The organism is Achromobacter sp. KK8 (assembly GCF_054188005.1).
This window is the reverse complement of sequence record NZ_CM135178.1, coordinates 6185716-6209331: the sequence shown is the minus strand read 5'-3', so window position 1 is coordinate 6209331 and position 23616 is coordinate 6185716. Positions and strand designations below refer to the sequence as shown.

Below are 23616 nucleotides of genomic sequence, written 5' to 3'. Positions count from 1 at the left end.
CGCTTTGCTGCTGGCATTTGCTTTGCGGGCAGCGGCTGGGAGGCGCGGATGATCCTATCCTCACTATTTGAAGGCCGCAGCATCGAGAGCCCTTCTGTACCCTTGACGGGCCAGAACCTGCAAGAGTACCTGCACGGCGAGGGCAAGCGTATCTCGGTGACGCCCGAGGCCGCTTTGAGCCTGTCGGCGGTGTATGCCTGTCACTATGTGCTGTCGAGTAATGTGGCGCAGTTGCCGGCGGCTGTGCTGCGCAAGCAGGGTGAGAACATCAGTCTGGCCACGGACCATCCCGCATTCGACCTCATCCACGCCAAACCCAACGACTTTCAGACCAGCTACAAGTGGCGAGAGACCAAGCAACACCATGTGCTGGGCTGGGGCAACGGCTACACGCGCATCGTTCGTAGTCGATCAGGGGAATTGCGCAGCCTGGAGTTTTGTACGCCATGGACCACAACACTGATCAAGCCGGCCGGCCGCTGGATCTACAGCACGCAGGACGAAGACGGCACGCCCCTGGCCGTGCATCCGGACGATATGGTGCATGTCCGCGCCTTGGGCTCAACCGGGCGGCTGGGTAAGGGAATTATCCAGCAGCACGCGGAGATGCTGGGCCTTGGTCTGGCCGCACAGCGCTACGGCCGGGAGTTTTTCGAGGGAGGCGGCCGCCCAACTGGCATTTTGACGGTCAAGGGAGACCTGAAAACCGATTCCTGGAACCGGCTGCGGGACTTCTGGAGCAAGGCGGTTGCGCGCCTCATCCAGTCCGAGAACAAAACACTCCTGCTGCCTGCGGATCTGGACTACCGCGCGCTGACCATCCCCCCCGAGGCGGCCCAGTTCCTGGAGACGCGCAAGATGAACCGCACGGAAATTGCGGCCATCTACAACGTCCCCGCGGACATGATTAACGACCTGGAGCGCGCTACCAATTCGAACATTACCGAGCAGAGCATCCGCTTTGTGCGGTACTCGATGATGCCCTGGGCAGTGAACTGGGAGCAGGAACTTAACTGCAAGCTGTTCACCGCGGCAGAGCGGCGCGCCGGCTACTACGTGAAGCTCAACCTGGCGGGCCTGCTGCGCGGCACCCCCAAGGAACGGGCCGAGTTCTATCACTACGCCATCACCGATGGCTGGATGGACCGCAACGAAGTGCGCACCTTGGAAGACTTCAGCCCGCGTGACGGGTTGTCCGAAATGCTGGTCAGCGTCAACGCAAAGCCGGCGGCCGAAGTAGGCAAGGCGCCGGCCAATAGCCAATAGGGAAAAGCCATGAAAGACCTCGAAATGCGCACGCTGGGCAACCAGCCGTGCGAGCTGCGTATGTCCGCCGAAGGCGAGGTGGAGCGCCCGCAGATCACGGGCTACGCGGCTGTGTTCAACACCCGCAGCGCGTTGCTGTTCGGTTCCTTCGTCGAGGAAATCGCGCCGGGCGCGTTCGACGACGTGCTGGGCGACGACGTGCGAGCACTGTTCAACCACGATCCCAATTTCGTCCTCGGACGCACCCGCAGCAACACGCTGCGCCTTGAAATCGACTCGCGCGGCTTGGCCTACACGATCGACCCGCCCGATACGCAGACTGTCCGCGATCTGGTGTTGACCCCGCTCAAGCGTGGCGACGTGACGGGATCGAGTTTCGGGTTCCGCGTCGCGGCCGACGGTGACGAATGGCGCCGCGAGGGCGAAATCGTGGTGCGAACCATCCACAAGCTGGCCGAACTGCGCGACGTGTCGCCAGTGACGTATCCGGCTTATGGCGATAGCCATGCTGCCCAGCGCTCGCTGGATAGCTGGAAGAAGAAGGCCGAAGGCATCCAGGAACTGGCGGCCAAGGCTGTAAATGAGCGTCGCGCACGCGAACGCTTCCTCGAACTGATGTCAATCTGAACGGAGTCAACGATGACCCTTGCTGAACTGAAGAAAAAGCGTGCGCAAGTCGCCAGCGAAATGCGCACCTACCACGATGCCCAAGGCGAGAACGCCTGGGGCGACGAGCAGCGCACGAAGTGGGACGCCATGAAGGCCGACCTCAAGAAGCTGGACGAGCAGATCGGGCGCGAAGAGGAGCTGCGCGCCGACGAGCAGCGCTATGTCGACGACAACGCGTCCGCGCTGGCCGCTGCTGCCGCCACTGCCGCCGACAAGAAGAACCCCGAGGAACAGCGTTCCCAGGCGTTCGTGAAGTTCGTGCGTCATGGCGCCGGCGATCTGACGCCCGAAGAACGCAAGCTGCTGGCCGAAGTTCGCGCACAAGGCGTGTCCCCGGCCGAGAAGGGCGGCTATACCGTGCCGACGACCTTCTTGGCGAGGGTGGTCGAGTCGATGAAGCAGTACGGCGGCATCGCCAGTGTCGCGCAGATCCTGACCACGGACGGCGGCGGCCCGATCGAGTGGCCCACCAGCAATGGCACCGAGGACGAAGGCGAACTGATCGGCGAGAACACCGACGCCGGCGAAAAGGACGTGGAATTCGGCATGGACGCCCTGGGCGTGCACAAGCTGTCCTCCAAGGTCATTCGCATCTCCAACGAGCTGCTGGCCGACACCGGTATCGACATGGAAACCTTCCTCGCCGGGCGTATCGCTTCGCGTATCGGTCGCGCCGAATCCCGTCTGATCGTTATGGGAACGGGCACCGGCTCGCCCGCGCAGCCCAAGGGCCTGGCCGCATCCGCTGCCGTGGGCAAACAGACCGCCTCGGCCACCACCTTCACCTGGAAGGAAGTGAACGGCCTCATCCACTCGGTCGACCCCGCCTATCGCAACGCGCCGAAGTTCCGCCTGGCCTTCAACGACGCCACGCTGCAGATCCTGGAGGAAATGGAAGACGGCAACGGCCGCCCGCTGTGGATCCCGGGCCTGGACGCCGGCGCGCCGGCGCGGCTGATGAAGTACCAGTACGTCATCGACCAGGCCATCCCGGCGGTCGCGGCGGGCGCCAAGTTCATGTTCGCCGGCGACTTCGATCAGTTCATCCTGCGCCGTGTGCGCTACATGGTCCTCAAGCGCCTGGTGGAGCGTTACGCCGAGTACGACCAGACCGGCTTCCTGGCCTTCCATCGCTTCGGCTGCGTCTTGCAGGACACCGCCGCGATCAAGGCGCTGCAAGGCAAACCGGGCTCGGGTGGCTAATCGAGGGGCGGGCCGGGTAACCGGCCCGCGTAGCTAAATGCTGGAATTGTCCGATATCCGAAACCACCTGAATATCGACCCAGAGGACGTGGACGATTCGGTGCTGATGCGCTTTTCGGGGGCGGCGGTTCGTCGCTTCGAACACAAGACGGGACGCAAGCTCTTCCGGAAGGCGGAGGATCTTCCGGACCCTGCCCCATCAAATGCAGTTTTGCTGGATGCTGATATCGAATTGGCCTTGCTGTTATTGATTGGGCACTGGCAAGCAAACCGAGAGGCCGCCTCCGATCTATCGCTCGCGAGCATTCCCCAGGGATTTGACGAACTTGCGGACCCGTATCGCTGGTGGCCCGACTAAGGAATTGGCTATGTTCAAGGCAGGAAAGCGCAGTCGGCGCATCGAGATCCTGGAGCGCACGGGCGATAGGGATGCCGCCAATGACCTTGAGGATACTTGGCGGGTGGCTGGCAAGGCGTGGGCCTCGATCAAGTACGTATCTGGCATCACCGCGATCAAGGCGGGGGCGGAGCAGGAGATTGCTCAGGCGAGTATCCGCATTCCGTATCGCCGTTCGGTGCTCGCGGGAATGCGAGTTCGCCACGGGGATGATGTATACGAAGTTGATGCTGTGTTGCCGGACGAAGAGCGGCGCGAGCATACGGACCTTGTGTGTCGGAAGCTGACCGAACGCGAGGTGGCGGCATGAGGAAAGCCAAGCTATTCCGCGCAAACTCGGTTTCTTTCTCCATGGAGGGAGACATAGAGGCCCAGGTGGGCGCCTTCTTTGATCGAATCAAGGAAGAGGCCTTACGCCCGGCGGCGCACGCAATGGCCCTTGTCCTGTACGACGAAATCCGGCTGCGCGTGCCTCATCGTCTCGGCAAACTCCAGTCCGCCATTTATCGCTGGTTCGACGACAAGCGGTCGACGCCAGATCGGAAGACCTACCTGGTGGGCGTCAACGTCACGAAGGCGCCCCATTGGTGGCTGGTCGAATATGGGCATTGGCGGCGCCATGCCGTGGTCCAGTTGGATGATGGCGGATGGATCACGCTGAAGGACAAGCCTATCAGGCCGGTTGTCTTTGTCCCGGCCCAGTCCTACCTGCGGTCCTCGGTGGACGCCAAGCTCAAGGCTGCTGCGGAGGCCGGCCGCCGGCGGCTGGCCGAGAAGGTGCGGGAGATTCAGAATGGTTGAATCGTTGATGCTTCAGGCGCTGGCGCCAATCTTCGAAGGGCGGGTGTATCCCGACACTGCCGCCGGCGATACACCGATGCCTTTCGCCACGTTCCAGCAGGTCGGGGGCACATCCCCGGTGTTCATGGATGGTGCGCTGCCGGACAAGCAGAATGCTCGTATGCAGATCACCGTCTGGGCGAAGGGCAGGGCGCAGGCGTCGGAGCTTATCGCCAAGGTGCAGACGGCGTTGTGCGGCGCACCGTACTTCGGATTGCCTCAAGGGGCCCCCGTCTCGCTGCGGGACCAGGAAACCGGCTTTAAGGGCGCCATGCAGGACTTCAACATCTGGTACACGCCATGACGACTCCCATTGTTATCGCCGGTGCCAGCGTTGCTTTGAGTGCCGATGTTCCGCGAATCGTGGAACCGGGCGCGTTCGATTCGCTGGCGTTCATCCCCATTCGCGGCGTCCGGGTCGCTGGCTCGCTTGCGCTTCAGTACCAGACCGCCGCCTTCCATGCCCTGGGAAGCGCGGCTCCGTTCCAGCGCCGGGTGGCGCGGGCGCCCCAGACGTTGCAATTGGAGCTTTTGCGTCTGGTCGACCCAGGACAAGCCGCGCTGCGGCAGGCCGCGGGGCTGGATCGACCCTACAGCTACCGCATCACGCTGCCGAGGGTGGGAGCGCATTTCTTTGTTGCCCGCGCCTCAAGCCGTTCCCTTTCGGTCGGCAGCGCTGCTGACCTGGCCGGCGTGACGGTCACTCTTGAACTGGAAAGCCAGATCGTCGAGCCATAGCAGGCCGCCTTATCCATTTTGGTCGTCCGCCCTCTTTGGGCAAAACCTACAGCCCGCGATTGCGGGCATTTTTTCGTTCATTGCAAGGAGCCTAAACATGGCCGTTTCTCTGCCGAACGGTGTCATCCTGTCGCTTGCGACGGGTTACGCCAATTCGAAAACCATCACGGCGATTACCAACGCCAATCCCGCCGTCGCCTCCAGCGCGGCCCACGGCCTGGCCAACGGCGCCCTGGTCGAACTGAAGTCCGGCTGGCAAAAGCTGAACGAGCGCATCGTGCGCGTCGCCGACGCCGCCGCCGGCACGTTCGCGCTGGAAGGCATGAATACCCTCTCGCCGATCCAGTTCCCGGCCGGCACGGGCGGCGGTTCGGTCCGCGAAATCACCACTTTCACGCAGATTTCGCAGATCCTGGAAGTGTCCACGTCGGGCGGTGAAATGCAATTCGCCACCTACAGCTTCCTGGAAAACGACTTCGAAGCGCAGATCCCGACGCAGGCCAGCGCGCAGTCGCTGGCGATCACCATCGCCGACGATCCGACGCTGCCCGGCTACAAGGCGCTCCAGGCCGCCGCCGAACTGCGCGAAGTGCGCGCCCTGCGCGTCGCTTTCCCCAACGGCTCGGTGCTGCTCTACAACGGCTATGTGTCGTTCAACGAGACTCCGACCATGACCAAGGGCGAAGTGATGGGCGTGCAGGCTACGTTCTCGCTGCTGTCGCGGCCCGTTCGCTACGCCGCGTAATTTCAACGACCGGCCACCCGCCAGTCCACGGGCCGCCCAGGGACGGACGGCCCTTTTTTTCCCAATTCTCCATTCTCTTCGGAATCTCTCATGGCAAAGATCAAGTTCACCCTCGTTCCCAATCCGACCTTCAAGCACAAGGTGCCGATGCCTATCCCCGGCGGCGCGTTCGCGGATGTGGAGTTCACCTTCAAGCACCGCGGCAAGGAGGAATTCACCGAGTTCCTGGAGCGCGCCAAGGACATGGATGACACCGACCTGGTGCTGGCTATCGCCAGCGGCTGGGAACTGGAAGAGCCGTTCGACAAGGACAACGTGAGCAAGCTGGTCGAAAACTACGTCGGCGCGGCCCGCGCCATCTTCACGGCGTACATGGACGAAATCGTCAAGGCTCGGCTGGGAAACTGATCGCGCTGGGGGCGGCGCTCTACCGCCGGCCGCCAAATGCGAAGGAACTGGAGGCGTTCGGACTCACGGCCGAGGACGTAGAGGCGCCGCCAGTCGAAATATGGCCCGAGAACCAGCAGGCGTTCGAAATATTCGCCTCGCTGCGTACCCAGTGGCGCGTCAGCTTTGCCGGCGTCACCGGCCTGGACTATGGCGTTCTCTATCGCAGGCTTGACCGGCTGGGCCTATCTGCCGAGCGGTGCGACGAACTGGAAGACCAGATCCGCGTCCTTGAGGACGCAGCGATGCAGGAAATAAACCGCAAGTAGCCGCCTATGGGCGGCTTTTCTTTTTGGAATGTGTCATGACTGATGAACTGGCCAGAAGTGTTATCCGGGTCGATGGTGACGCGTCGGGGCTGACTGCGGCCATGGCCGAGGTGACACAGGAAACTGGCAAGGCGAAGAAGTCGCTCGCAGCCTTGGGGCGTGATGCGTCGCAAGGGATGACCAAGGCGGCCGAAGAGGGCACGCAGGCCGGCCGCAAGCTGGAGCGGGCCACGCAAAGCCTGGTGAACCAGATTGAGCGCCAGATTGCCGTGACGGGTGCCGGCGCACGCGGAACCGCCTCCTACTATGTGGAACTGGCAAAGCAGCGCGGCATCGACGCCAATCAGCTGAAGCCCTATCTGGACCAGCTGGAGGCCGTGACGCGCAAGCAGGCTGAGGCCAAGGCCGCGATCCAGGCCACCGCGCCGGCGGTCGAGCAAATGGGCATGTCGGCCAAGGCCACCGCTGCGGCCATGCGCGGGCTGCCTGCCCAGTTCACCGACATTATCGTGTCGTTGCAGGGCGGCCAGCGTCCCATGACGGTCCTGATGCAGCAGGGCGGCCAGTTGAAGGACATGTTTGGTGGCCTTGGCCCCGCAGCGCGAGCGATGGGCAGCTACATCGCCGGCTTGGTCAATCCGTTCACGCTGGCCGCCGGCGCGGTGGCCTTCCTGGGGGCGGCCTACCTGAAAGGGGTAGACGAATCCCAGGCATTTAGCCGGACCGTCATTCAAACGGGCGGGGTCGCGGGCGTGACGGCGGGTCAACTGCAGGACATGTCCCGCCGGGTGGGTGATGTGGTCGGCACGCAGGGTAAGGCGGCCGACGCGCTCAATCTCTTTGCCGGGTCGGCCAAGGTTGGCGCGGAGAACATGGAGCAATTCACCGCGGCGGCCGTGCGCTGGGAGAAGGCCACGGGCGCTGCCGTGGCGGATACCGTGCAAAACTTCATCGAGTTGGGGAAATCGCCGCTGGAAGCGGCCCTCAAGCTCAATGAGGGGATGAATTTTCTGACCGCGACGACGTATGAGCAGATCCGCGCGTTGGAACGTCAGGGGAAGACCGCCGAGGCGGCGAGCGTGGCCCAGCGTGCCTATGCTGATGCTCTCAACGACCGCGCGCCGAAGCTGTCCCAGAATCTCGGGCTGCTGGAGCGCGCCTGGAAGGGCGTGAGCGACACCGCCCGGGGCGCCTGGGACGCGATGCTCGATATCGGCCGCGCCGGCACGCTGGAAGAACGCATCGCCAAGCAGGCGGCGACCGTGCAGGCGCTGGAGGGCAAGCTACAGGCCCGGCTGGCGCGCGGTGGTGCCACCGGCAACATGGCTGATCTGATCAAGGCGGCCGCGACCGAACAGGAGCGGCTGGAGCGCGAGTATTTTGAGGCCCAGGGCAAGGCGCAGGCCGAGCGTGACCGCCGCAAGGCGCTCGATCAGGCCCAGTTCCGCGCAGACTATCTGGCCGACGACAGCCGCAATACGAAGCCGCAGCAGCGCCAGCGCGCCATCGAGAATGAGACGGCGGCGTTCCGTAAGGCGGTGAAGGGCCTGAAGGAAGGCACGGACGAGTATCGCGAGGTATACGCCGCCCATAAGGTCAAGCTGGCCGATATCGACAAGCAATTTGAGGATAAGGACGCGGGCAAGGGCCCGTCCGTTGCCGAGTCGGAAATTGCCCGCCTGCGTGCGCGGATCGCGGAAGAAAAGGCGCTCGCGGTCGAACTGGACCAGCGCGGCTTGCACACGAGCAAGCTGAACGAGTATGAGCGGCGCTCGGCCGAAATCGGCGAACAGCTCAAGGGCAACCTCAAATCTCAGGTGCGGGCCAGCCTGGAGCGTACTAAGGCGCTGGCGACCGAGGCGGGGGCGCTGATGCGGGCCAACGCGGAGACGAAGGCTTTCCAGGAATCCCGGGAGAAGTACTTCGCCAGCCTGGAGGATGGGGTATCCAAGATCTCCCAGGAGGCGCAAAGCGTTGAAGACCAGGTTGCCACCTATGGCATGAGCAAGGCCGCGCTGGAGCAACTGACCATTGCTCGCCTGGAGGAACGCAAGGCAGCGCTCCAAGGTTTCGATGGCTCCGAGCGGGAAGTCGAACTCATTGAGAAGGAAATCGACGCACGCAAGCGCCTGGGCGCCGCCATCCGTCAGAAGGACATCAAGGACGCTCAGAAAAAAACGACCGAAGATATGGCGCGTGACTGGGAGCGAACCGTTGATAAGTACGGCGACGTGTTCCGCCAGGGCTTCGCCGACATGTTGAACAACGGTAAGGACGGATGGAAGTCGTTCACGAAATCGCTCGTCACGACGTTCAAGACGACCGTCGCAGATCAGATCTATCGTATGTTCGCGCAGCCTTTCGTTGCGACCATCATCGGCAATCTGGCCGGTGTCATGGGTGGCAACGCTGGCGGGGGTGTATTGGGCGGCCTGGCCGGCGCCGGCGCGCAAGGCGCTGTCGGTGGTGGGTTGAGCCTGATGAACGCCCTCAGTGTGGCTCGCACGGCCTATAGCGCCCTGACCGGTGGCTTTACGGCAACGCTGGCTTCTGGCATCTCGTCCATCGGTAGCGCCATCGGGTCGTCGGCGGCGCAGCATTTCGCCCTGGGGATGACGGGCCAGGGGGCGAGCTTGGCCACGGGCCTTGCCGGCCCCACGACCGCCGGCAGTTCGGCCGCCGCCGCAGGTTCCATGATGGCGAGCGCAATCCCCGTGGCCGGCTGGATCGCCGCGGGAATGATGGTCAACCGCTCACTGTTCCGGGCAGGCTGGGACCCCGGCAATGGCACCATGGCGCCGATTGCCAAGTACAACCCCATCACCGGCCCGTCCCTGTGGACGGATAAGGCGCTACGCGCGGTAGGGGTGAGCGGGGAGTGGGCCTCCATGCTCTCGGGCTCGGCGATCATCGCCCGCGCCTTCGGTCGCGGCCCGAAGCAGTACGGCGATACCACCATGGTGGGCGATTTCAACTCGCTCGGCTTCAACGGGTACACCAGCACGCCTTGGAAGCAGAAGGGGGGATGGTTCCGCAGCAACCGCAACGGGACGCAGATTGGCGCGCTGGATAACGACTTTCTCAGCGATGTTGGCGCGGCTTTCGAGCAGATGAAGACGAACGCTGCTGGCCTTGCGGAAGCGGTCGGGGTATCGGCTTCGTCCCTTGCCACCTACAGCGATCAATTCCGGATCAAGTTGACCAAGGATCAGGAGGAAAACCAGAAGCTGTTGGACGAGGCGCTGGCGAACATCGGCGAGAACATGGTCCGCTCGCTGGTGCCGAACATCGCCGACTTTTCCAAGGAGAATGAGACAGCCTCGGCCACGTTGCAGCGCCTGGGGGCAAACCTGGGGGCGGCCAATCGGGCGCTCAAGCTGTTGGACCTGAAGCTGTACGACGTGTCGGTGTCCGGCGCGGCCACGGCCTCCAAGCTGGTGGATGCTTTCGGCAGCATTGACGCGATGAGCCAGGCGACGGCCCAGTATTACCAGCTTTACTACTCGGAGGCAGAACGGGCGAAGTTGAGCTTGGCCGATATGGCTGATTCGCTGAAGGGCGTCAATCTGGCCCTGCCGAATACCATGGAGGAACTGCGCGGGATGGTGTCGGCGCTCGATCTGACGACCGACGCCGGCCGAAAAGCCTACGTGGCGCTCCTGGCAATCGCGCCGGAGTTCGCCGCGGTCATGGAGGCCACGACGCGCCGGGGCCAGGAAGCCGCCAGCAAGTTGCTGGAGGCGTTCACTGGCCGCGGTGCGCTCGCGGGCGCCTTGGACGGGGCAGCGCTGAAGGCGTTGCTGCTGGCAGACTCGCTGACTCAGGTTGGCACGTCGACGGGGCAGATATCACGCCTCTTCCTGGAACTGGATTCGGGCTTGCTCGATTTCAGCGTCTCCAACACCCGTTTGGACAGCTCTCTTTCGGGAGCACAGGAAGCCAGTTTGTCGCTGGTAGAGCAGATGGAAGTGCTGCGCAGCACGGTAGGTGGCACGGTCATCGACTTTGCGGGCCTGGCCGGGGCGCTGGAAAAGGTGGACACCGATGTCTTCGTGGCGACCTTGACCGCTGCCTTCGAGCAGTTGGCCACCCGCATGCGGTCGCTGTTGGACAGCATCGCCAATGAGCGAATCGCGGTTCGCCAAGCTGCCCAGCAGGTGCTGGACCCGGGGGCTATGTCGCCCGAGGCGATCCGCAAGGGTATCCAGGAAATCGCCACTGCCTTGCCCAGCAACGCTGGCCTGGTGGCCGCCGGCGCCCAGTTGAACTACGCCGATTCGGTGCTGGCCCAGAAACTGAGCGCCCGAAATTCAGCGGAGCAGTCTTACAACTCGGTCAAGGCGTCCCACGATACCGCGACCGGCAATCTTGACGCGGCCCAGCAGCGAGCCAGCGACGCCCAGGCGTGGCTGGACAAGCTGAACTGGGATATCTACGCGCCCAAGACGGTGCCCTACAAGAAAAAGAACTGGAAGGAACTGGACGCGGCGCGATCGGTTGCCCAGGCGCAGCTTCCCGCCGCCCAGCAGGCGCTTGCACAGGCTCAAGCGGCGCTGGCAGCAGCCCAGGCCGCCGCGGCAGCGGCACCCAGCGCGGCAGAGGTGAGCCGGCTACAGGCCGCCTATGCCTCGGCTGTGACGGAGGCCGCCAGCGCGCAAGCCGTGGCGACAGAGGCGGCGAACAAGGCGCGCACCGAGCAGACGGCCTACGCGGATGCCTTGCAGAAGTTCGCCCTGGATGCCAGCAAGTCGGTGGGCAAGCTGGGCGAGCTTCGAGCGGAGACGTTGCGGTATTACGAAGCCCAGAAGGCGCTGGCGAACTTGCTCGCGGAGGGAGCCAAGGGGTTGCGCAAGACGGTGAAGGACTACCGCGTCAGCCAGTTGTCGCCGGAAGATCAGTTCGCCAATCTGCAAGCGGACTACGCCAAGGCGTATGCCAAGGCCATGGGGTCAGACGGAGAAGCGCTCGCCGGCTATGCCGACGAGTTGAACAACCTGATGCTCCCCATGCTGGAAGCAGCGAAGGGGGCGTTTTCTTCGGACGAGCAGTATCAGGCGTTCATCGCTACTGCCTTGGCTCGCGCCGAGGCGGTGGCGGGGCGCATGGATGCTGTGGCGCCGAAGGACTACCAGAAGGAAAGTCTGGACCTGCTGGCCGAGATCGACGCCAAGCTGCTGGAATTGGAGAAGTCCGCGTTGTCGGGCGACCAGGTGCTGGCCAACGCGATCAACGCTGCGCGCGATGCGACGGTGAACGGGCTGCGTCAGGTCGTCAACGCCTTGACTGGCCGTGCGGTCGCCGCGTTTGCCAAAGGTGGTTTCCACACTGGCGGCCTGCGGCTGGTCGGCGAGAACGGGCCGGAGTTGGAGGTTACCGGGCCGTCTCGGATCTTCAACGCCGACCAGACGCGCGCCATCCTGGCGGGTGGTGACGACAGCCAGATGCTGGTGCTGCTGAGGGCGCTCCTGCAAGAGCAACAGCGCCTGCGGGAAGAGGTCGAGAACTTGCGCATCGAAGCGCGGGCGACGGCCAGCAATACCGGCAAGACGGCGCGCCAGCTGGATCGCATCGAGTCCGATGGTCTAGTTGTCCGTCCGGACGGTGCGGAAGCCCTACGTGTGGAGGTTATGAACGCATGAAAGTGATCAAGCCGGTTTCCATTGGCCGCGATCAGTTGGTTTCGTCCAGCGTGCCTGAAGGCGACTACCCCGCCTATAGCCCCACCACTGATTACACGGTGGGGCAACGGGTGGTGTACGAGTCCAAGGTTTACGAGAGCGTCCAGACGCCGAACAAGGGCAACACGCCTGGGGCGGCGCCGCTGTATTGGGCACTGGCTGGACCTACCAACCGATGGGCGATGTTTGATAGCGAGGTCAGCACGCAGACAATTGGCGACAGTCCGTTGCGTGTGGTCGTACGGCCCGGCCTGATCAACAGCCTGGCGCTGTTGGAGCTCATAGGGACGAGGGTTCGTGTCATCGGGCGCGACGGTTTGGACGGGCCGATTCTCTACGACACCGAACGTGTACTGGAAGGGTCGATAGTGACCAACTGGTACGAGTACTTTTTCGAACCGTTCTCACCCCTGACGGAGCTTGTCCTTACCGACTTACCGGCCTATGGCAGCCTGCACCTGGACGTCTCCATATTCGCACCGCAGGCGCAAGCTGCATGCGGCGCGATGGTGTGCGGGACCGCCTATTTCATCGGCGAAGCGGAATACGGCGGCAGCGCCGGCATTGTCGACTACAGCCGCAAAGAAACGTCGGAGACCGGCGTGACGACGTTTCGCAAGCGCCGCTTCTCGCGCCGCATGTCGCAGCGTCTATGGCTCGAGGGAGCGCGCTTTGCGGCGGTCTATCGACTGCTGTCCGGCCTGCGCGCCACTCCCTGCGTTTGGATCGGCACGGACGCGGAGGGCTACGGCCCCTTGACGGTCTACGGCTTTTATCGGGACTTTTCCATCGATATCGCATATCCGATGGTGAAGTTCTGCAACCTCGAAATTGAAGGACTTACTTGATATGGCAATTACGAGCTTGCCTACCCCGCCCAGTCGAAGCGATCCGGAGAACTTCGCGGAACGTGCCGACGCTTTTATGGCGGCGCTGCCCCGGTTCGTCACCGAGGCCAACACGTTGCAAGAGCATGTGAATGAGGCGGCGGCGACGGTCGATCAGGACGCCACCGCAGCTGCACAAAGCCGGGATGCGGCTGCCGAAAGCAAGATCCAAGCGAGCCAATCCGCCGTGAGTGCGGATCTCTCGCGGCAGGCGGCAGCCCAGAAGGCGGGAGAGGCCGGCGCAAGCGCGCAGCTGGCGCAGCAGTGGGCCACGAAGATGGGCGCGCCAGTGGAGGGAGACGGCTTCTCGGCGAAGCACTATGCGCAACTGGCCGCTATCGGGGCAGGTCTCCCCGTCTACATGCCCGGCAGCGTGCCGTCGCAGAACGTGGGCCCGATCTACATCGCCGGCCAGGGTAATGCAGAGTGGGATGCGGCGACAGGGCGCTATCGTGTTCACTCCGATATCCCGGTGGGGGCGGTGGCTTGGTGGCCGCTGCGCTCGTCCATCCCGGCCGGCCAGATCCCTGCGGACGGTCAAACCATCTCGCGCGCGACCTTTCCCGACATTGCCGCTATGGTGGCGGCCGGTACGGTGCCGGTGGTGTCTGAAGCCGACTGGCTGGCCGACCCACTCAAGCGTGGCAGCTATACCTCTGGAGACGGCTCGACCACCATCCGGGTGCCGGACTTCAATGGGAAATCTGCGGGCGCGATTGGAGCGGTGTTCTTGCGTGGAGATGGTGCTCGCTCGGTCGAGACCAACGGACTAATCCAGCCGAGTCAGAACGCGAGCCATACTCACCCGAGCGCCAATGGATCATCTTTCGTGCTGGGGGGAAATTCGGGGGTAGCGGCGGCTTCGGTTGGCACCGGCAGCGCGGTATGGGGCGCGGCGGGTATCACAGGGACTTCCGGCGGTGACGAAGCTCGCCCCGTAAACGCTACCGGCGTCTGGACCATCCGGGCGTTCGGCGCTGTCACCAACCCGGGGGCGGCCGACGCCGCGCAGCTGGCGAGCGATTATGCAGCGCTCAACGCTGCGCTTCAAACGCAGCTCGCATTCACGATCATTTATCCCAATGGCGGGACCGAAGCTGCGCCGGCGTCCGTTGCGGTCAACACCAGGTACGTGCTGGCGAATCCGTTTCCCGGCTCCTATGTTATTTGCGAAGCCCAGCTGAAGTTCTCTGATGGGTGGTGTAGTACTGGCTGGTTTACCCAGCCGTCCGAGTCCTACGGAACACGCGCCAGCCAATTGGACCGCGGGAACATCATTGTGCGAACTGGGGTGCGTGGAATTACGGCAAGCCCCGACGGGGCTGGGCAAGCCACCGCCGGCACGTTGTTGAGTCCGGTGCAGAGTCGTGTACTGGTCTGGAAATGCAAGGGGTAGTTCACATGCACGTATACGCAATGGTTGGGGACGGCCTACAACAGGTTGGGGGCGAATGCCCCAGCGGTTGGATCGAGATGAAAGGTGAGCGGCCGGGAGACGGGTTCATTGCCGCGGAAGGCGGGGAATGGGTGGAAGTTCTTCCCGAAGTGCCCGCATCAGTTTCGCGTTACCAGGGGCGGGAAGCAATGCTCATGACCCGCTTTGCCAAGGAAGGAAGCCCCGGATGGACGTTGTTGGATGCGTTCGAAGAATTGTTGAATGAGTCGACCACCCCGGCGTACTACCGACGCGCCTGGGAACAGTTGCAGGTCTTCGAGCGGTCTAGTGCCATGCTCAACGCCTCGGCGGACGTGCTGGGGCTTTCTCAGGCCAGGCTGGATGATCTTTTTCGCTTGGCGGCCGCCTTGAAGGCATAACGTCAGGCAATCCACTAAATGTTGTGGGCCCGCTTCGGCGGGCTTTTTTTCGTTCATACGGGAGGGGCAATCATGCACACCGTCAACAGGAGCAGGGAAATTATGGAACCGAGTTCCACGGGGTTGGGCGGCTTGGCGGCCCTGAAGGGCCTGGAAGGTCTGGGAGGGCTGGCGGCGGTGAAGGTCGCCATGGCCTACGGTGTGCCGGCGGCAATCGCAGCGATGCTGGGGCTACTCATCATGCCCCCGCGTACCGGCCGCGAGTTCACGGTACGCACCATCTGCACGGTCGCATGTTCGTTCATGTTCGGCCCTGCGCTGGCCGGGGCGGTCATCGCCTGGAAGCCCGGGTTGATGGAGGCCATGACGTGGCTGGCGCAGCACGGCGCCGGCAGCGACGACGCGCTGCTGGCCAAGTTCTATGTGCTCGGGCCGAGCATGTTGCTGGCCGGCTTGCCGGCCTGGTGGGTGCTGGGTGCCTACATGCGCTGGATGGCGAGCATGCGGCAAAAGGGGCTTTTGCAATGGCTCGCCGAGGTACGGGCCAAGCTCCTGGGCCTGCGGTCGGGCGGGGAGGGCTGAGCCATGGATCTGAAGAAGATCATCGATACCGCCGTCAGCCCTGCGCTCGCGCTGCTGCCGACGAGCATGGACACGCCGGCGGCGCGCGTCATGCTGCTGGCGATTGGCCTGCAGGAAAGTCGCTTTCTGCACCGGCGCCAGATCGGCGGCCCCGCGCGGGGCTTCTGGCAATTCGAAAAGGGCACGCGGGCGAGCCGTGGCGGCGTGTGGGGCGTGTTCCTGCACGCGGCGAGCAAGGGCCACTTGGCGGCCTTGTGCAAGGCTCGCAGCGTGGCTTGTGACCCGGACGCGATCTATGCCGCGCTGGAGTATGACGACGTGCTGGCGGCCGGCGTTGCGCGGCTGCTGCTGTGGACCGATCCCAAGGCGCTGCCGGCCATTGGCGACGCTGACGCGGGATGGTCGCTGTATCTGCGCACCTGGCGGCCCGGAAAGCCGCATCCGAAAACCTGGCCGGCGCTGTATGCCCAGGCCATAGCCGCAGTGGCGGTCTGACCATGCCCGCATTCATGCAACGGATATGGGGCTACGTCGTCGCTGCTGCGGCGGCGGTTGTCGCGGTGGTGCTGGTCTACCTGCGCGGGCGCAGCGCAGGCCGTGCGGATGAGCGCCAGGAGCGTAACGACCGAATCAACGAACAGGCGGCGAAGGCCCGCCAGGAGGTGCGCAATGTGGAGGATGAAGTGGCCCGTATGGACGATGACGCTGTTTCTGATCGGCTCAAGTCTGGCTGGGTGCGCGGCCCCGGCCAGGGTGGGCGTTGAGTATTGCGACCATGCGCGGCCGATCTACTTCGATTCAACCGCGCAGGTTGACGCTACGCCGGCGCAGGTGCGGCGCCAGGTGCTGGAAGGCAATGAGACTTGGGCCGCGTTGTGTGGGAACTGATTCAGGATAAGCCGTGCAAGCAGGGTATCCTGTGAATCGGCGCATGCTGCTGCTCTACGCTGCCCGACTGTTGGTAAGGGGCAGCAAGAGGCCGGCTACGATCCATAAATCAAACAGCCCGCATCGCGGGCTGTTGGCTTCCTTCCACGGATGTGGTGAGAATTATTGCTTGGCGGGTTTGGCCTTCTTGGTGGGCGTGCGTCGACCTCGGGCCGGCGCTTGGGAAGTGGGCTTAATTTCTTCCTTGACCAAATTCACATTCGAGGGGGCGGACAGGGCGAGGTTCATCGCTGGCAACCCAGCCTGTCTAACAAGCCGCTCCAATTCGAACACGGCCGTCGGATAGATCTGGGCGATGCACTTTTTAGCGTAGCCCTCTTCCTCTGCGTCGAAATAAGCCTCAATAGCCTCGGGGGTATGGCCTTTATCACAACGGAAATAGCCGAGGCACGTGAGCGCAATGGTTACCAGTACCTCGTCCGTTTCCTGCGATTTGGCATTGGCATGCAATTTTAGAGTCAGGACGACATAGTTGTGCCCATTCGTAGGATGATCTACGCCTTGGATTGACCCTTCCGCTGTAAACGTGAGTTTCGACTTTGCCAGCGGCCGTGGCAAATTATTGTCCAATTCAGCACGGCGAATTCCCACGAAGGGAAAGATGATTTTCTCAAGCGGGGAGTCACAAATGGCGCGGGGGTCCGCCGTCGTAGGCTTGGAACTTACAGCAGATTTCATTGTGTGCTCGGCGTGTGCAGTGAAAGTTTAGTCCCATAAATTTTCTGGAACTGGTCGTCACCCGCGGGAGACTCGGACTTCCAAATGTTTGTCAAAGTCGCAATGGTGAATGCGGTGCTCTGAACGAGGCGTTCAGATAGGAGCGCGTCAAATTGACCGACCACATCTTCGTGCGACTTTACGTTCCCGCCGGAAAGAGGCGCGGAAAGTTTGCTTTCAACAGCCTCTTTAACGAAGTCGTTCAAGCTCTGTTGTCGCTCGCGAGCGGCGCGAGTCGCCCTTTTGTGCAGATCGGTCCCAACTCGTACGTTGAAGGACCCCTTGCAGGTTGAATCGGGTTCAACCCCGCGTTCTGCACAACTTTGAAGATAGGAATCGACGGCTTCCATAAATGCTGCGCGCAACTCGTCCACAGACGAGCCGTCATACAGCACCATGTCGTCGATAAATTCAATCTTTCCAAAGAGGCATTGATCTTCCTTGCTGTACTGAACGGATCCGAAGTAGCCGTTGTATTCCAAGAGATCGTTGTTCATATGAGCCTCTGCTCTTCCAAAAAATCTTTCAGGTTCCGAATGACGTAGCGCTTTACGATGCCGCTGGGATGCGGCTCATGGCAGTCAAACCGATACTCTCGCCCATTCGCTTGGCGGACAAAGTGCCGTCTAGAACCGTCGTTTTTATGCAACTCGAAACCGAATCCCTTCATGATCGAGAGGAGTTCTCTCCACTCGAAATCAGCGGGGGGAGGGAGCCTACATAGGCGTTCGATAGCCTTCGCGTTCTGAGACATGGATTATGAGAAAAAGTTGCAGGCGTGGCAACTGAATTTCAGTTGCAGGTGGGGCGGGCCAACTTTCGAGTTCCTGCACTTTACTTGCAGTTTTTGCTTTTGTTAACTGGGGGACGGGTCGTGGAGCTTGTAGAAGTCTCGCCGAACTGGAGATTTATCCAGTGTCGCTCCAGTTCTTGACGGGTAGGCTCAGATCAACCGGATAGGCGCGTGGGGTTCGCTACCCAGGCCTCATGGCCTGGCGCCGCTACAGCAGCTCGTCCTGCAGCTCGGCTGTCATTCTGTGACCCACTGCATCCACCACCCCTGGTAGTAGCGCACGCCGGCGATTTCCTCAAAGCCGACCACCATCATGCCGCGGTCTGACGCGAAGGTCAGGAGTTGGGGTTCCAGTAGATCGGGGATGGCGCTAGGAACTGTGGCGCCGAACTTCGCCAGCGCGTCCATGGTCATTCGCGGGACGTGCCGATTCAGGCCCTTATGAAGCATGGAGTACATCCGGACCGTGCCCACGACGGGCTGGCCTGGATCGTTGTCGCGGCGGCGTTCGCCGAGGTGGTGTGTGCGTAGAACGCTGCACTGGAATTGCACGGTCTGGTCTGAAAAATACTGTATGGACATACAGTGTAATCAAGCCTAGAATTCGCGCAATTCGGCCCCGATTTCGGCCGATGGGGGACGGAGCATGGCGGACGCGGCAGACTGGCAGCAGCGGGACGAGTACTACTGGGCAGGGCCTGGCGGGTGGACGATCTGCCGGGTGTTCGCGCAGAACCGGTGGCAGTACGAGGTGTGGGCGTCGAACGGCACGCGCCACGGTATGGAGCCGTCCCTAGCCGGCGCGATCACGCTCTACGACAAGGTCAAGCCGGCGGCGTAGTCGGCACAGGCTCGATGGCGTCGGGCAGTTGGTATTTCGAGTTCCCCACCTCCTGGCGCACTGGGTGCCATGTGAATGCCGTTTCCGGTAGGCCATGCTCCAGCAGCGCAAGCGCCTGGGCGGTGGGAAACTCCGGATCCATCCAGTGGATGGCCAGGTCGACCGGCAGCGCTACCGGCCGGCGGTCGTGTACGTCGACCATGCCGCCAGCGGCGTCGTTCGTGATGATGGCAAAGCCGTGGGCCTCGTCCTTGTCCGCGCCGGGGCGCCAGTTGCTCAGGGCCGCGAAGTAGAGCGGCGCGCCGTCTGTCGCGTGGATGAAATACGGTTGCTTCGGCGGCTTGGGTTCGTCGTTCAGCGCCTTCCATTCGTACCAGCCATCGGCCGGCACCAGAATTCGGCCGTGCCCCGTCAGCATCTTCCAAGGCCACTTGTTGCCGAGGATCTTGTCGAGCCTGGCGCAGTTCATGGCGTATTTCGAACCGCTGGGGCGCCAGGTCCACCACTGCCTATCAACCTCGAAGTCGCCGGCCAGGCGGTGCATGGTCAGCAGCCGCGTGCCTGGCGGGATGTTGTAGCGCGGGCCGGCCGGATCAGCAAAGACGCGGCGAGGGTTGGGAAAGATGCGCTCGACGTAATCGAGCGGGCCGGATTTCTGGACGATGCGACCGCACACGATGCTCTCTCAACGGAGGGGGGACGCCGTCAGGTCGAATAGCCGGCTAAGTGCTTATCCTGGTGATCGAGCGGCTTGGCCTTCGCATCGCTCCGTAGCTGTTGAAGATAGCGCGCCCGAGCTCGCTCCGCTGCCTGAGCGTGATGCATGGCGTCTCGGCTGGCCTCAATGTTCCCTAGAAGTAGCTTCGACTGAATGAGTCCGCCGAGCCAGAACCCACACGCTGCAAATATCAGATAGGCTAGCCATTCGCCGCTGTGCTTTGCGCCAGAAGGGAGCTTCACGAACTCGTTGGCTGCAAGCGCTGCAGCCGCCAGCAAGGCGTTCCATGTAATCGATCGAATGACCAGTTTTTTGAAGCCCGAGACTCTCGTTAAGACTAGATCTCTTTGACTTTGTCGGAGGTCATCCAGTTTCTCGAAAGAAGAAAGTCGACTATATGCTGTCGCCCAAAGGAGGGTCAAAGCACCGGCAATGGCAGCCAGCGCGGCGGTAGGAAGGCGTCCCGATGCCACGTCCATAGCGATATCAGGCGCCCACTTGTGGAGCGCCCAACACACTAAGAGGGCTACAGCGACGCCTAGCAATTTCATGACTAGTCTTCGACGTTGATCTGGCCGCTATGGATGAGACTTTCCAGCCACTTCGCCATTTCCTCGTACACCTCCGACTGCACCAATTGGCCATCAAAGCTGCCAATCGACTTGCGGACATGTATGTAGAAATCTTCGTTCCGCAGGGTACCTACGTTCTTGAGATTTGCATGAAATCTAAGGCCGTCCGCACCCTGTAATGCGTTCATGACGGATTTCATGAGCTTGTCGTTCGTCGTGCCCGCAGGAGCTCTGCCGCGCACGTTCATCTCGATTTTAACGCCTATGTCCGGGACATCGTCGAAATCTTTTGCCGTGATAGGCGCGTTTTGGGTGGTGGGAAGGAGGCCCTTGACGGCATCCCATCCCCGCCCCACGAAGCCCAATTTTGGCGTTGTTGCGGCGGGCGTGTCAACGCTCTCCACGCTCGTCGCCATGGCGGTTTCAACCGTGATCTTCTTGATTGGGGACTCCCTAAGTTTTCGCTTAGTTTCCTCGCTGATTTCGTCCCTCAGGTACACGGCTTGCTCGTCGCCCATTCCGCCTGCTGTCCGCAACAGCCAATTCAAATGATCTTGAAGATGGCGCGCTCGCAAGGACATCGACTGGATGACGACGACATGGTTGTCCCGAACAGCAAAGTGAAGGACTGTTTCGAGGTAGTGCTTACCTTCAGGCGGCGCGTGCTTCTCCACGTCCAGTTCGCCTACACGCTCACCTTCTTTAGCCTCGCGCTTCGTGGAGTCTATGACTAGATGATGTACTCCCGGGGTAAACATCACCAAGACGCCGAATTGGAAACCGCGCAATTCCCTTGGCGAGTTGATTAGGCGAACGAATCGTTGCACGACCGTAGGAACGTTGCCGGTTCCCATGTTTACGTCGCTTACTTCTTCGTGGCGTTGAGTGGCGTCCAGCTTGCTTAAAGCGGCGCTCAACAAATCTTGCAGTGTGGCCGGATTCTTATTTAAGAAAACTGCCTTCTTGTAATGAAGTTCCTTTTGCAGCAGTTTTCGTTTTGTCGCCGTTGCCATCGTATGTCCGGATTGTTGTAGTCCGGCAAAGTTAGCATATTTCCTTATGTAACTTCGAATATAGAGCCACCGCAGCGTAGCGTTTGGCGTAGCTTCTATAAATTTGCAGCCTTTCTCCCTATGAAATGCACCTTTGCATCATGGGGGTGTGGCCGGCGTGGGCCTCGGCGGCGGTGGTCTGTGTTGCGGAATTCATGCCCGTGATTGTATCGGGCCGGGGCGGGGTGGGGGAGGCAGGAAGCGGGGCCTTTGCGCCTGGACAGGAACGGAACCCCGCGCGGGTTCTACAGCAGAAAGGGCAGGAGCACGATTCCGTTGAAGAGAACGAAGAGGCCGAATACGCTCAAAGGAAACTCCTTGGGGAAAGTGTGCGGGCCGCCTAAACGGCCCCGCCGATTGCAGTCTGACACAAAGTAGACCGGTCCGTGGCGCCGTCCGGCAACCACGTTCCATCGCCGTATCGACGAGAATATCGCTCCGGAATCCGGTTGCAAGGCGGTGCGATATGCGAGTGTTGGTAGTGGGGGCAGGCATGGCCGGCCTGGCCTTGGCGCAGAAGCTCAAGGCGGCGGGCATCGATGTGGCGGTGTTCGAACGTGGTGGGGCGATGGCGGACAGCCTGGCGGGCTATGGAATCCTGATCGATGGCAATGGACAACGCGCGTTGCGGCATTGTTTGCCGGCCGCGGCGCTCGATGCGTTCGAACGGACCGCGGGCCGTGCGGGAACCGGGGTGTATTTCCTGGACCAGATGGCGCGTCGGCTGACGGCTTTCGAAGGCAGCGCGCCGGGGCAGGTGGCGCGCCGTTCCATCGAGCGCCTGGCCTTGCGGCGCATCCTGTCGACCGGCCTGGATGCGCCTGGCGGGCCGATACAGTGGGGGCGCACGTTCACCCATTACGAGAGGCTGGGGACGGACGGCCCGATCCGCGCCCACTTCGCCGACGGCAGCCATGCCGATGGCGACGTGCTGGTCGGGGCGGATGCCAGCAACTCGCGCGTGCGGACGCAGTATCTCGGCCAATTGCGACGCCTCGACCTGGGCATCACCAATCTGGTGGGCCGGGTTCCCTTGACGCCGCAGTTGCGGGACAGCCTGCCCGGGCACCTGACGGATGGCTCGGTCAACAATGTGGTGCCGCCCGGACCGGGCTGGATGTTTCTATCGGCGTGGCGGGCGGCCGCCGGACCCGGGCGGGCGGCGGACGGCATCGAAGACTATCTCGTCTGGGCCTATGCCGCCAAGCGCGCCAGCTTGCCAGGCGACGTGGAGGCGCTGCCGGGCGGGGCATTGCTGGAAATCGCCTTGCGGCGGATCGAGGGATGGTCGCCGATGCTGCGCTCGCTGTTGTCGCGCTCGGACCTGGACACCGTCAGCGCGGTGCCGATACGCAGCATGCCGAAGTTGCCGGCGTGGCAGCCGACCACCGTCACGTTGATGGGGGATGCCATCCACAATATGACGCCCATGGCCGGCATCGGGGCCAACACCGCGCTGCGGGACGCGGCATTGCTGGCGGACCGTTTGATCGAGGCCGCCGAAGGCGGCAAGTCGATTGCCAGCGCCATTGGCGCCTACGAAAGCGAGATGAGGGCGTACGCCAATCCCGCCGTGGCATTGTCCCGCCTCAATGCGGAGCGCGCCGTGAACGGCGGTGCGCTGTCGCGGCATCTATTCCGTGGTTTCCTGCGGACGGTTGAAGCCGTGCCGGCGCTCAAACGGAAGATGTTCGCGGACCTGGCCAAGAAGTACGACGGTTGAAGGCGCTGGCCCGACTGAACCGCCCGGCGCCGTTCACGATACGGATCGAGGGCGTGGCCCGGCGTTGCGATCAATACAACGTGCTGGCCACGCGCGCCGGCAGGTCGCGGTCGTAGGCCGCGCCGTCGAAGGTGCCGGCGCTCAGGTCGGAGAGCATGCGGCCGACGCTGGGCAGCGCCGTGCGCGGGATCTGGGTGGCGGGGTCCCACAGCCGCGAGCGCAGCAGGGCGCGCGAGCACTGGAAGTAGACGGTCTGCACGTCGACGATCAGGACCGAGCGCGGCTGCTTGCCGTCCATCTCGAAGCGTTGCAGCAGCGCCGGGTCGACGCTGATGCGCGCGCTGCCGTTCACGCGCAGCGTCTCGTTGACGCCGGGAACCAGGAACAGCAGCGCCACGCGCGGTTCGGCCAGGATGTTGCGCAGGCTGTCGATGCGGTTATTGCCGCGCCGGTCCGGCAGCAGCAAGGTCTTTTCATCCTCGACCACGACGAAACCGGCGGGATCGCCGCGCGGCGACACATCCAGGCCGTCGGGGCCGGAGGTGGCCAGCGCCACAAAGGGCGCGGCCTCGATGAAGGCGCGGTAGTGCGGATGGACGTGGTCCACTTCCTTCTTGAGCGAAGCTTCGCCCGGTTCGCCATACAGGGCTTGCAGGGCGGTGGCGTCGGTGACGAGGTGGGGGGTGTCCAAGGGCATGGCGAAGGCTCGGGGAAAG

28 protein-coding genes are annotated in these 23616 nt (G+C 62.7%); 20 read left to right on the top strand and 8 right to left on the bottom strand.

Annotated elements, in window-relative coordinates:
- Positions 1–48 precede the first annotated feature (48 nt).
- The 18 genes from ACVN9Z_RS28480 (at position 49) to ACVN9Z_RS28395 (ending at position 16300) form a co-directional block, all read left to right on the top strand.
- A complete protein-coding gene (locus ACVN9Z_RS28480; protein ID WP_241047409.1) occupies positions 49–1266 on the top strand; it encodes a phage portal protein in 1218 nt (405 codons plus the stop codon).
- Positions 1267–1275: 9 nt separating this feature from the next.
- On the top strand, positions 1276–1893 hold the full coding sequence (locus tag ACVN9Z_RS28475) for an HK97 family phage prohead protease (protein WP_060721547.1): 618 nt from the start codon (positions 1276–1278) through the stop codon (positions 1891–1893).
- 12 nt (positions 1894–1905) lie between these two features.
- Complete coding sequence (locus ACVN9Z_RS28470) at positions 1906–3138, top strand: phage major capsid protein (RefSeq protein WP_458212916.1); 1233 nt, start codon at positions 1906–1908, stop codon at positions 3136–3138.
- Between the two features lie 37 nt (positions 3139–3175).
- Entirely contained in the window at positions 3176–3496 is a 321-nt protein-coding gene (locus ACVN9Z_RS28465; RefSeq protein WP_060721545.1) for a head-tail connector protein, read from the top strand.
- A gap of 10 nt (positions 3497–3506) precedes the next feature.
- Positions 3507–3845: a phage head closure protein gene (locus ACVN9Z_RS28460; protein WP_458212915.1), complete on the top strand. Its 339-nt coding sequence runs from the start codon at positions 3507–3509 to the stop codon at positions 3843–3845.
- On the top strand, positions 3842–4336 hold the full coding sequence (locus tag ACVN9Z_RS28455; RefSeq protein WP_458212914.1) for an HK97 gp10 family phage protein: 495 nt from the start codon (positions 3842–3844) through the stop codon (positions 4334–4336). The genes ACVN9Z_RS28460 and ACVN9Z_RS28455 overlap by 4 nt, the downstream gene beginning before the upstream one ends.
- On the top strand, positions 4329–4679 hold the full coding sequence (locus tag ACVN9Z_RS28450) for a DUF3168 domain-containing protein (RefSeq protein WP_458212913.1): 351 nt from the start codon (positions 4329–4331) through the stop codon (positions 4677–4679). The genes ACVN9Z_RS28455 and ACVN9Z_RS28450 overlap by 8 nt, the downstream gene beginning before the upstream one ends.
- Positions 4676–5113 (top strand): hypothetical protein, encoded by a 438-nt coding sequence (locus ACVN9Z_RS28445; RefSeq protein ID WP_458212912.1) that lies wholly within the window; start codon positions 4676–4678, stop codon positions 5111–5113. The genes ACVN9Z_RS28450 and ACVN9Z_RS28445 overlap by 4 nt, the downstream gene beginning before the upstream one ends.
- Before the next feature lie 97 nt (positions 5114–5210).
- Positions 5211–5858 (top strand): phage tail protein, encoded by a 648-nt coding sequence (locus ACVN9Z_RS28440; RefSeq protein ID WP_054498345.1) that lies wholly within the window; start codon positions 5211–5213, stop codon positions 5856–5858.
- A 90-nt stretch (positions 5859–5948) separates the two neighbouring features.
- The gene (locus ACVN9Z_RS28435; protein WP_241047417.1) at positions 5949–6266 is read left to right on the top strand and encodes a phage tail assembly chaperone; all 318 of its coding nucleotides are present in this window, start codon (positions 5949–5951) and stop codon (positions 6264–6266) included.
- Entirely contained in the window at positions 6263–6574 is a 312-nt protein-coding gene (locus ACVN9Z_RS28430) for a DUF1799 domain-containing protein (RefSeq protein WP_318658334.1), read from the top strand. The genes ACVN9Z_RS28435 and ACVN9Z_RS28430 overlap by 4 nt, the downstream gene beginning before the upstream one ends.
- A 35-nt stretch (positions 6575–6609) precedes the next feature.
- Positions 6610–12213, top strand: coding sequence for a phage tail length tape measure family protein (locus tag ACVN9Z_RS28425; protein WP_458212911.1), 5604 nt, complete (start codon positions 6610–6612; stop codon positions 12211–12213).
- A complete protein-coding gene (locus ACVN9Z_RS28420) occupies positions 12210–13100 on the top strand; it encodes a hypothetical protein (RefSeq protein ID WP_458212910.1) in 891 nt (296 codons plus the stop codon). Before ACVN9Z_RS28425 ends, ACVN9Z_RS28420 begins: the two co-directional genes overlap by 4 nt.
- Before the next feature lies 1 nt (position 13101).
- Positions 13102–14535 (top strand): phage tail protein, encoded by a 1434-nt coding sequence (locus tag ACVN9Z_RS28415; protein ID WP_458212909.1) that lies wholly within the window; start codon positions 13102–13104, stop codon positions 14533–14535.
- A gap of 5 nt (positions 14536–14540) precedes the next feature.
- A complete protein-coding gene (locus tag ACVN9Z_RS28410; RefSeq protein ID WP_458212908.1) occupies positions 14541–14954 on the top strand; it encodes a hypothetical protein in 414 nt (137 codons plus the stop codon).
- 102 nt (positions 14955–15056) lie between these two features.
- On the top strand, positions 15057–15536 hold the full coding sequence (locus tag ACVN9Z_RS28405) for a hypothetical protein (RefSeq protein WP_458213529.1): 480 nt from the start codon (positions 15057–15059) through the stop codon (positions 15534–15536).
- Positions 15537–15539: 3 nt separating this feature from the next.
- Entirely contained in the window at positions 15540–16031 is a 492-nt protein-coding gene (locus ACVN9Z_RS28400; RefSeq protein WP_458212907.1) for a hypothetical protein, read from the top strand.
- Between the two features lie 2 nt (positions 16032–16033).
- Positions 16034–16300 (top strand): hypothetical protein, encoded by a 267-nt coding sequence (locus ACVN9Z_RS28395; protein WP_458212906.1) that lies wholly within the window; start codon positions 16034–16036, stop codon positions 16298–16300.
- Between the two features lie 286 nt (positions 16301–16586).
- On the opposite strand, the gene ACVN9Z_RS28390 is transcribed toward ACVN9Z_RS28395, so the two are convergent.
- The 4 genes from ACVN9Z_RS28390 to ACVN9Z_RS28375 all read right to left on the bottom strand — a co-directional run bounded on the left by ACVN9Z_RS28390 (position 16587) and on the right by ACVN9Z_RS28375 (position 18576).
- Complete coding sequence (locus ACVN9Z_RS28390) at positions 16587–17162, bottom strand: hypothetical protein (protein ID WP_458212905.1); 576 nt, start codon at positions 17160–17162, stop codon at positions 16587–16589.
- A complete protein-coding gene (locus tag ACVN9Z_RS28385) occupies positions 17159–17698 on the bottom strand; it encodes a type II toxin-antitoxin system HicB family antitoxin (protein ID WP_458212904.1) in 540 nt (179 codons plus the stop codon). The genes ACVN9Z_RS28390 and ACVN9Z_RS28385 overlap by 4 nt, the downstream gene beginning before the upstream one ends.
- Entirely contained in the window at positions 17695–17955 is a 261-nt protein-coding gene (locus ACVN9Z_RS28380; RefSeq protein ID WP_082884053.1) for a type II toxin-antitoxin system HicA family toxin, read from the bottom strand. Before ACVN9Z_RS28380 ends, ACVN9Z_RS28385 begins: the two co-directional genes overlap by 4 nt.
- A 276-nt stretch (positions 17956–18231) precedes the next feature.
- Positions 18232–18576 carry a hypothetical protein gene (locus ACVN9Z_RS28375; RefSeq protein ID WP_458212903.1) on the bottom strand — a complete coding sequence of 115 codons (345 nt, stop codon included), beginning with the start codon at positions 18574–18576 and terminating at the stop codon, positions 18232–18234.
- Positions 18577–18640: 64 nt separating this feature from the next.
- Between ACVN9Z_RS28375 and ACVN9Z_RS28370 the strand changes: the two genes are divergently transcribed.
- The gene (locus tag ACVN9Z_RS28370; RefSeq protein ID WP_458212902.1) at positions 18641–18835 is read left to right on the top strand and encodes a hypothetical protein; all 195 of its coding nucleotides are present in this window, start codon (positions 18641–18643) and stop codon (positions 18833–18835) included.
- Here ACVN9Z_RS28370 and ACVN9Z_RS28365 read toward each other — a convergent pair.
- Genes ACVN9Z_RS28365 through ACVN9Z_RS28355 form a run of 3 tightly spaced genes read right to left on the bottom strand, consistent with a single transcriptional unit; the run spans position 18819 to position 21138 of the window.
- Positions 18819–19511, bottom strand: a complete 693-nt coding sequence (locus ACVN9Z_RS28365; RefSeq protein WP_458212901.1) for an SOS response-associated peptidase — start codon at positions 19509–19511, stop codon at positions 18819–18821. The two genes, ACVN9Z_RS28370 and ACVN9Z_RS28365, sit on opposite strands and share 17 nt — an antisense overlap.
- A 29-nt stretch (positions 19512–19540) precedes the next feature.
- Positions 19541–20104, bottom strand: a complete 564-nt coding sequence (locus tag ACVN9Z_RS28360; RefSeq protein ID WP_458212900.1) for a hypothetical protein — start codon at positions 20102–20104, stop codon at positions 19541–19543.
- Between the two features lie 2 nt (positions 20105–20106).
- Entirely contained in the window at positions 20107–21138 is a 1032-nt protein-coding gene (locus ACVN9Z_RS28355; protein WP_458212899.1) for a hypothetical protein, read from the bottom strand.
- 532 nt (positions 21139–21670) lie between these two features.
- Between ACVN9Z_RS28355 and ACVN9Z_RS28350 the strand changes: the two genes are divergently transcribed.
- Positions 21671–22900 (top strand): FAD-dependent oxidoreductase, encoded by a 1230-nt coding sequence (locus ACVN9Z_RS28350; RefSeq protein WP_051429181.1) that lies wholly within the window; start codon positions 21671–21673, stop codon positions 22898–22900.
- 70 nt (positions 22901–22970) lie between these two features.
- Here the strand turns inward: ACVN9Z_RS28350 and ACVN9Z_RS28345 are convergent, their stop codons facing one another.
- Positions 22971–23597, bottom strand: coding sequence for a pyridoxamine 5'-phosphate oxidase family protein (locus ACVN9Z_RS28345; protein WP_458212898.1), 627 nt, complete (start codon positions 23595–23597; stop codon positions 22971–22973).
- Between the last annotated feature and the right edge of the window lie 19 nt (positions 23598–23616).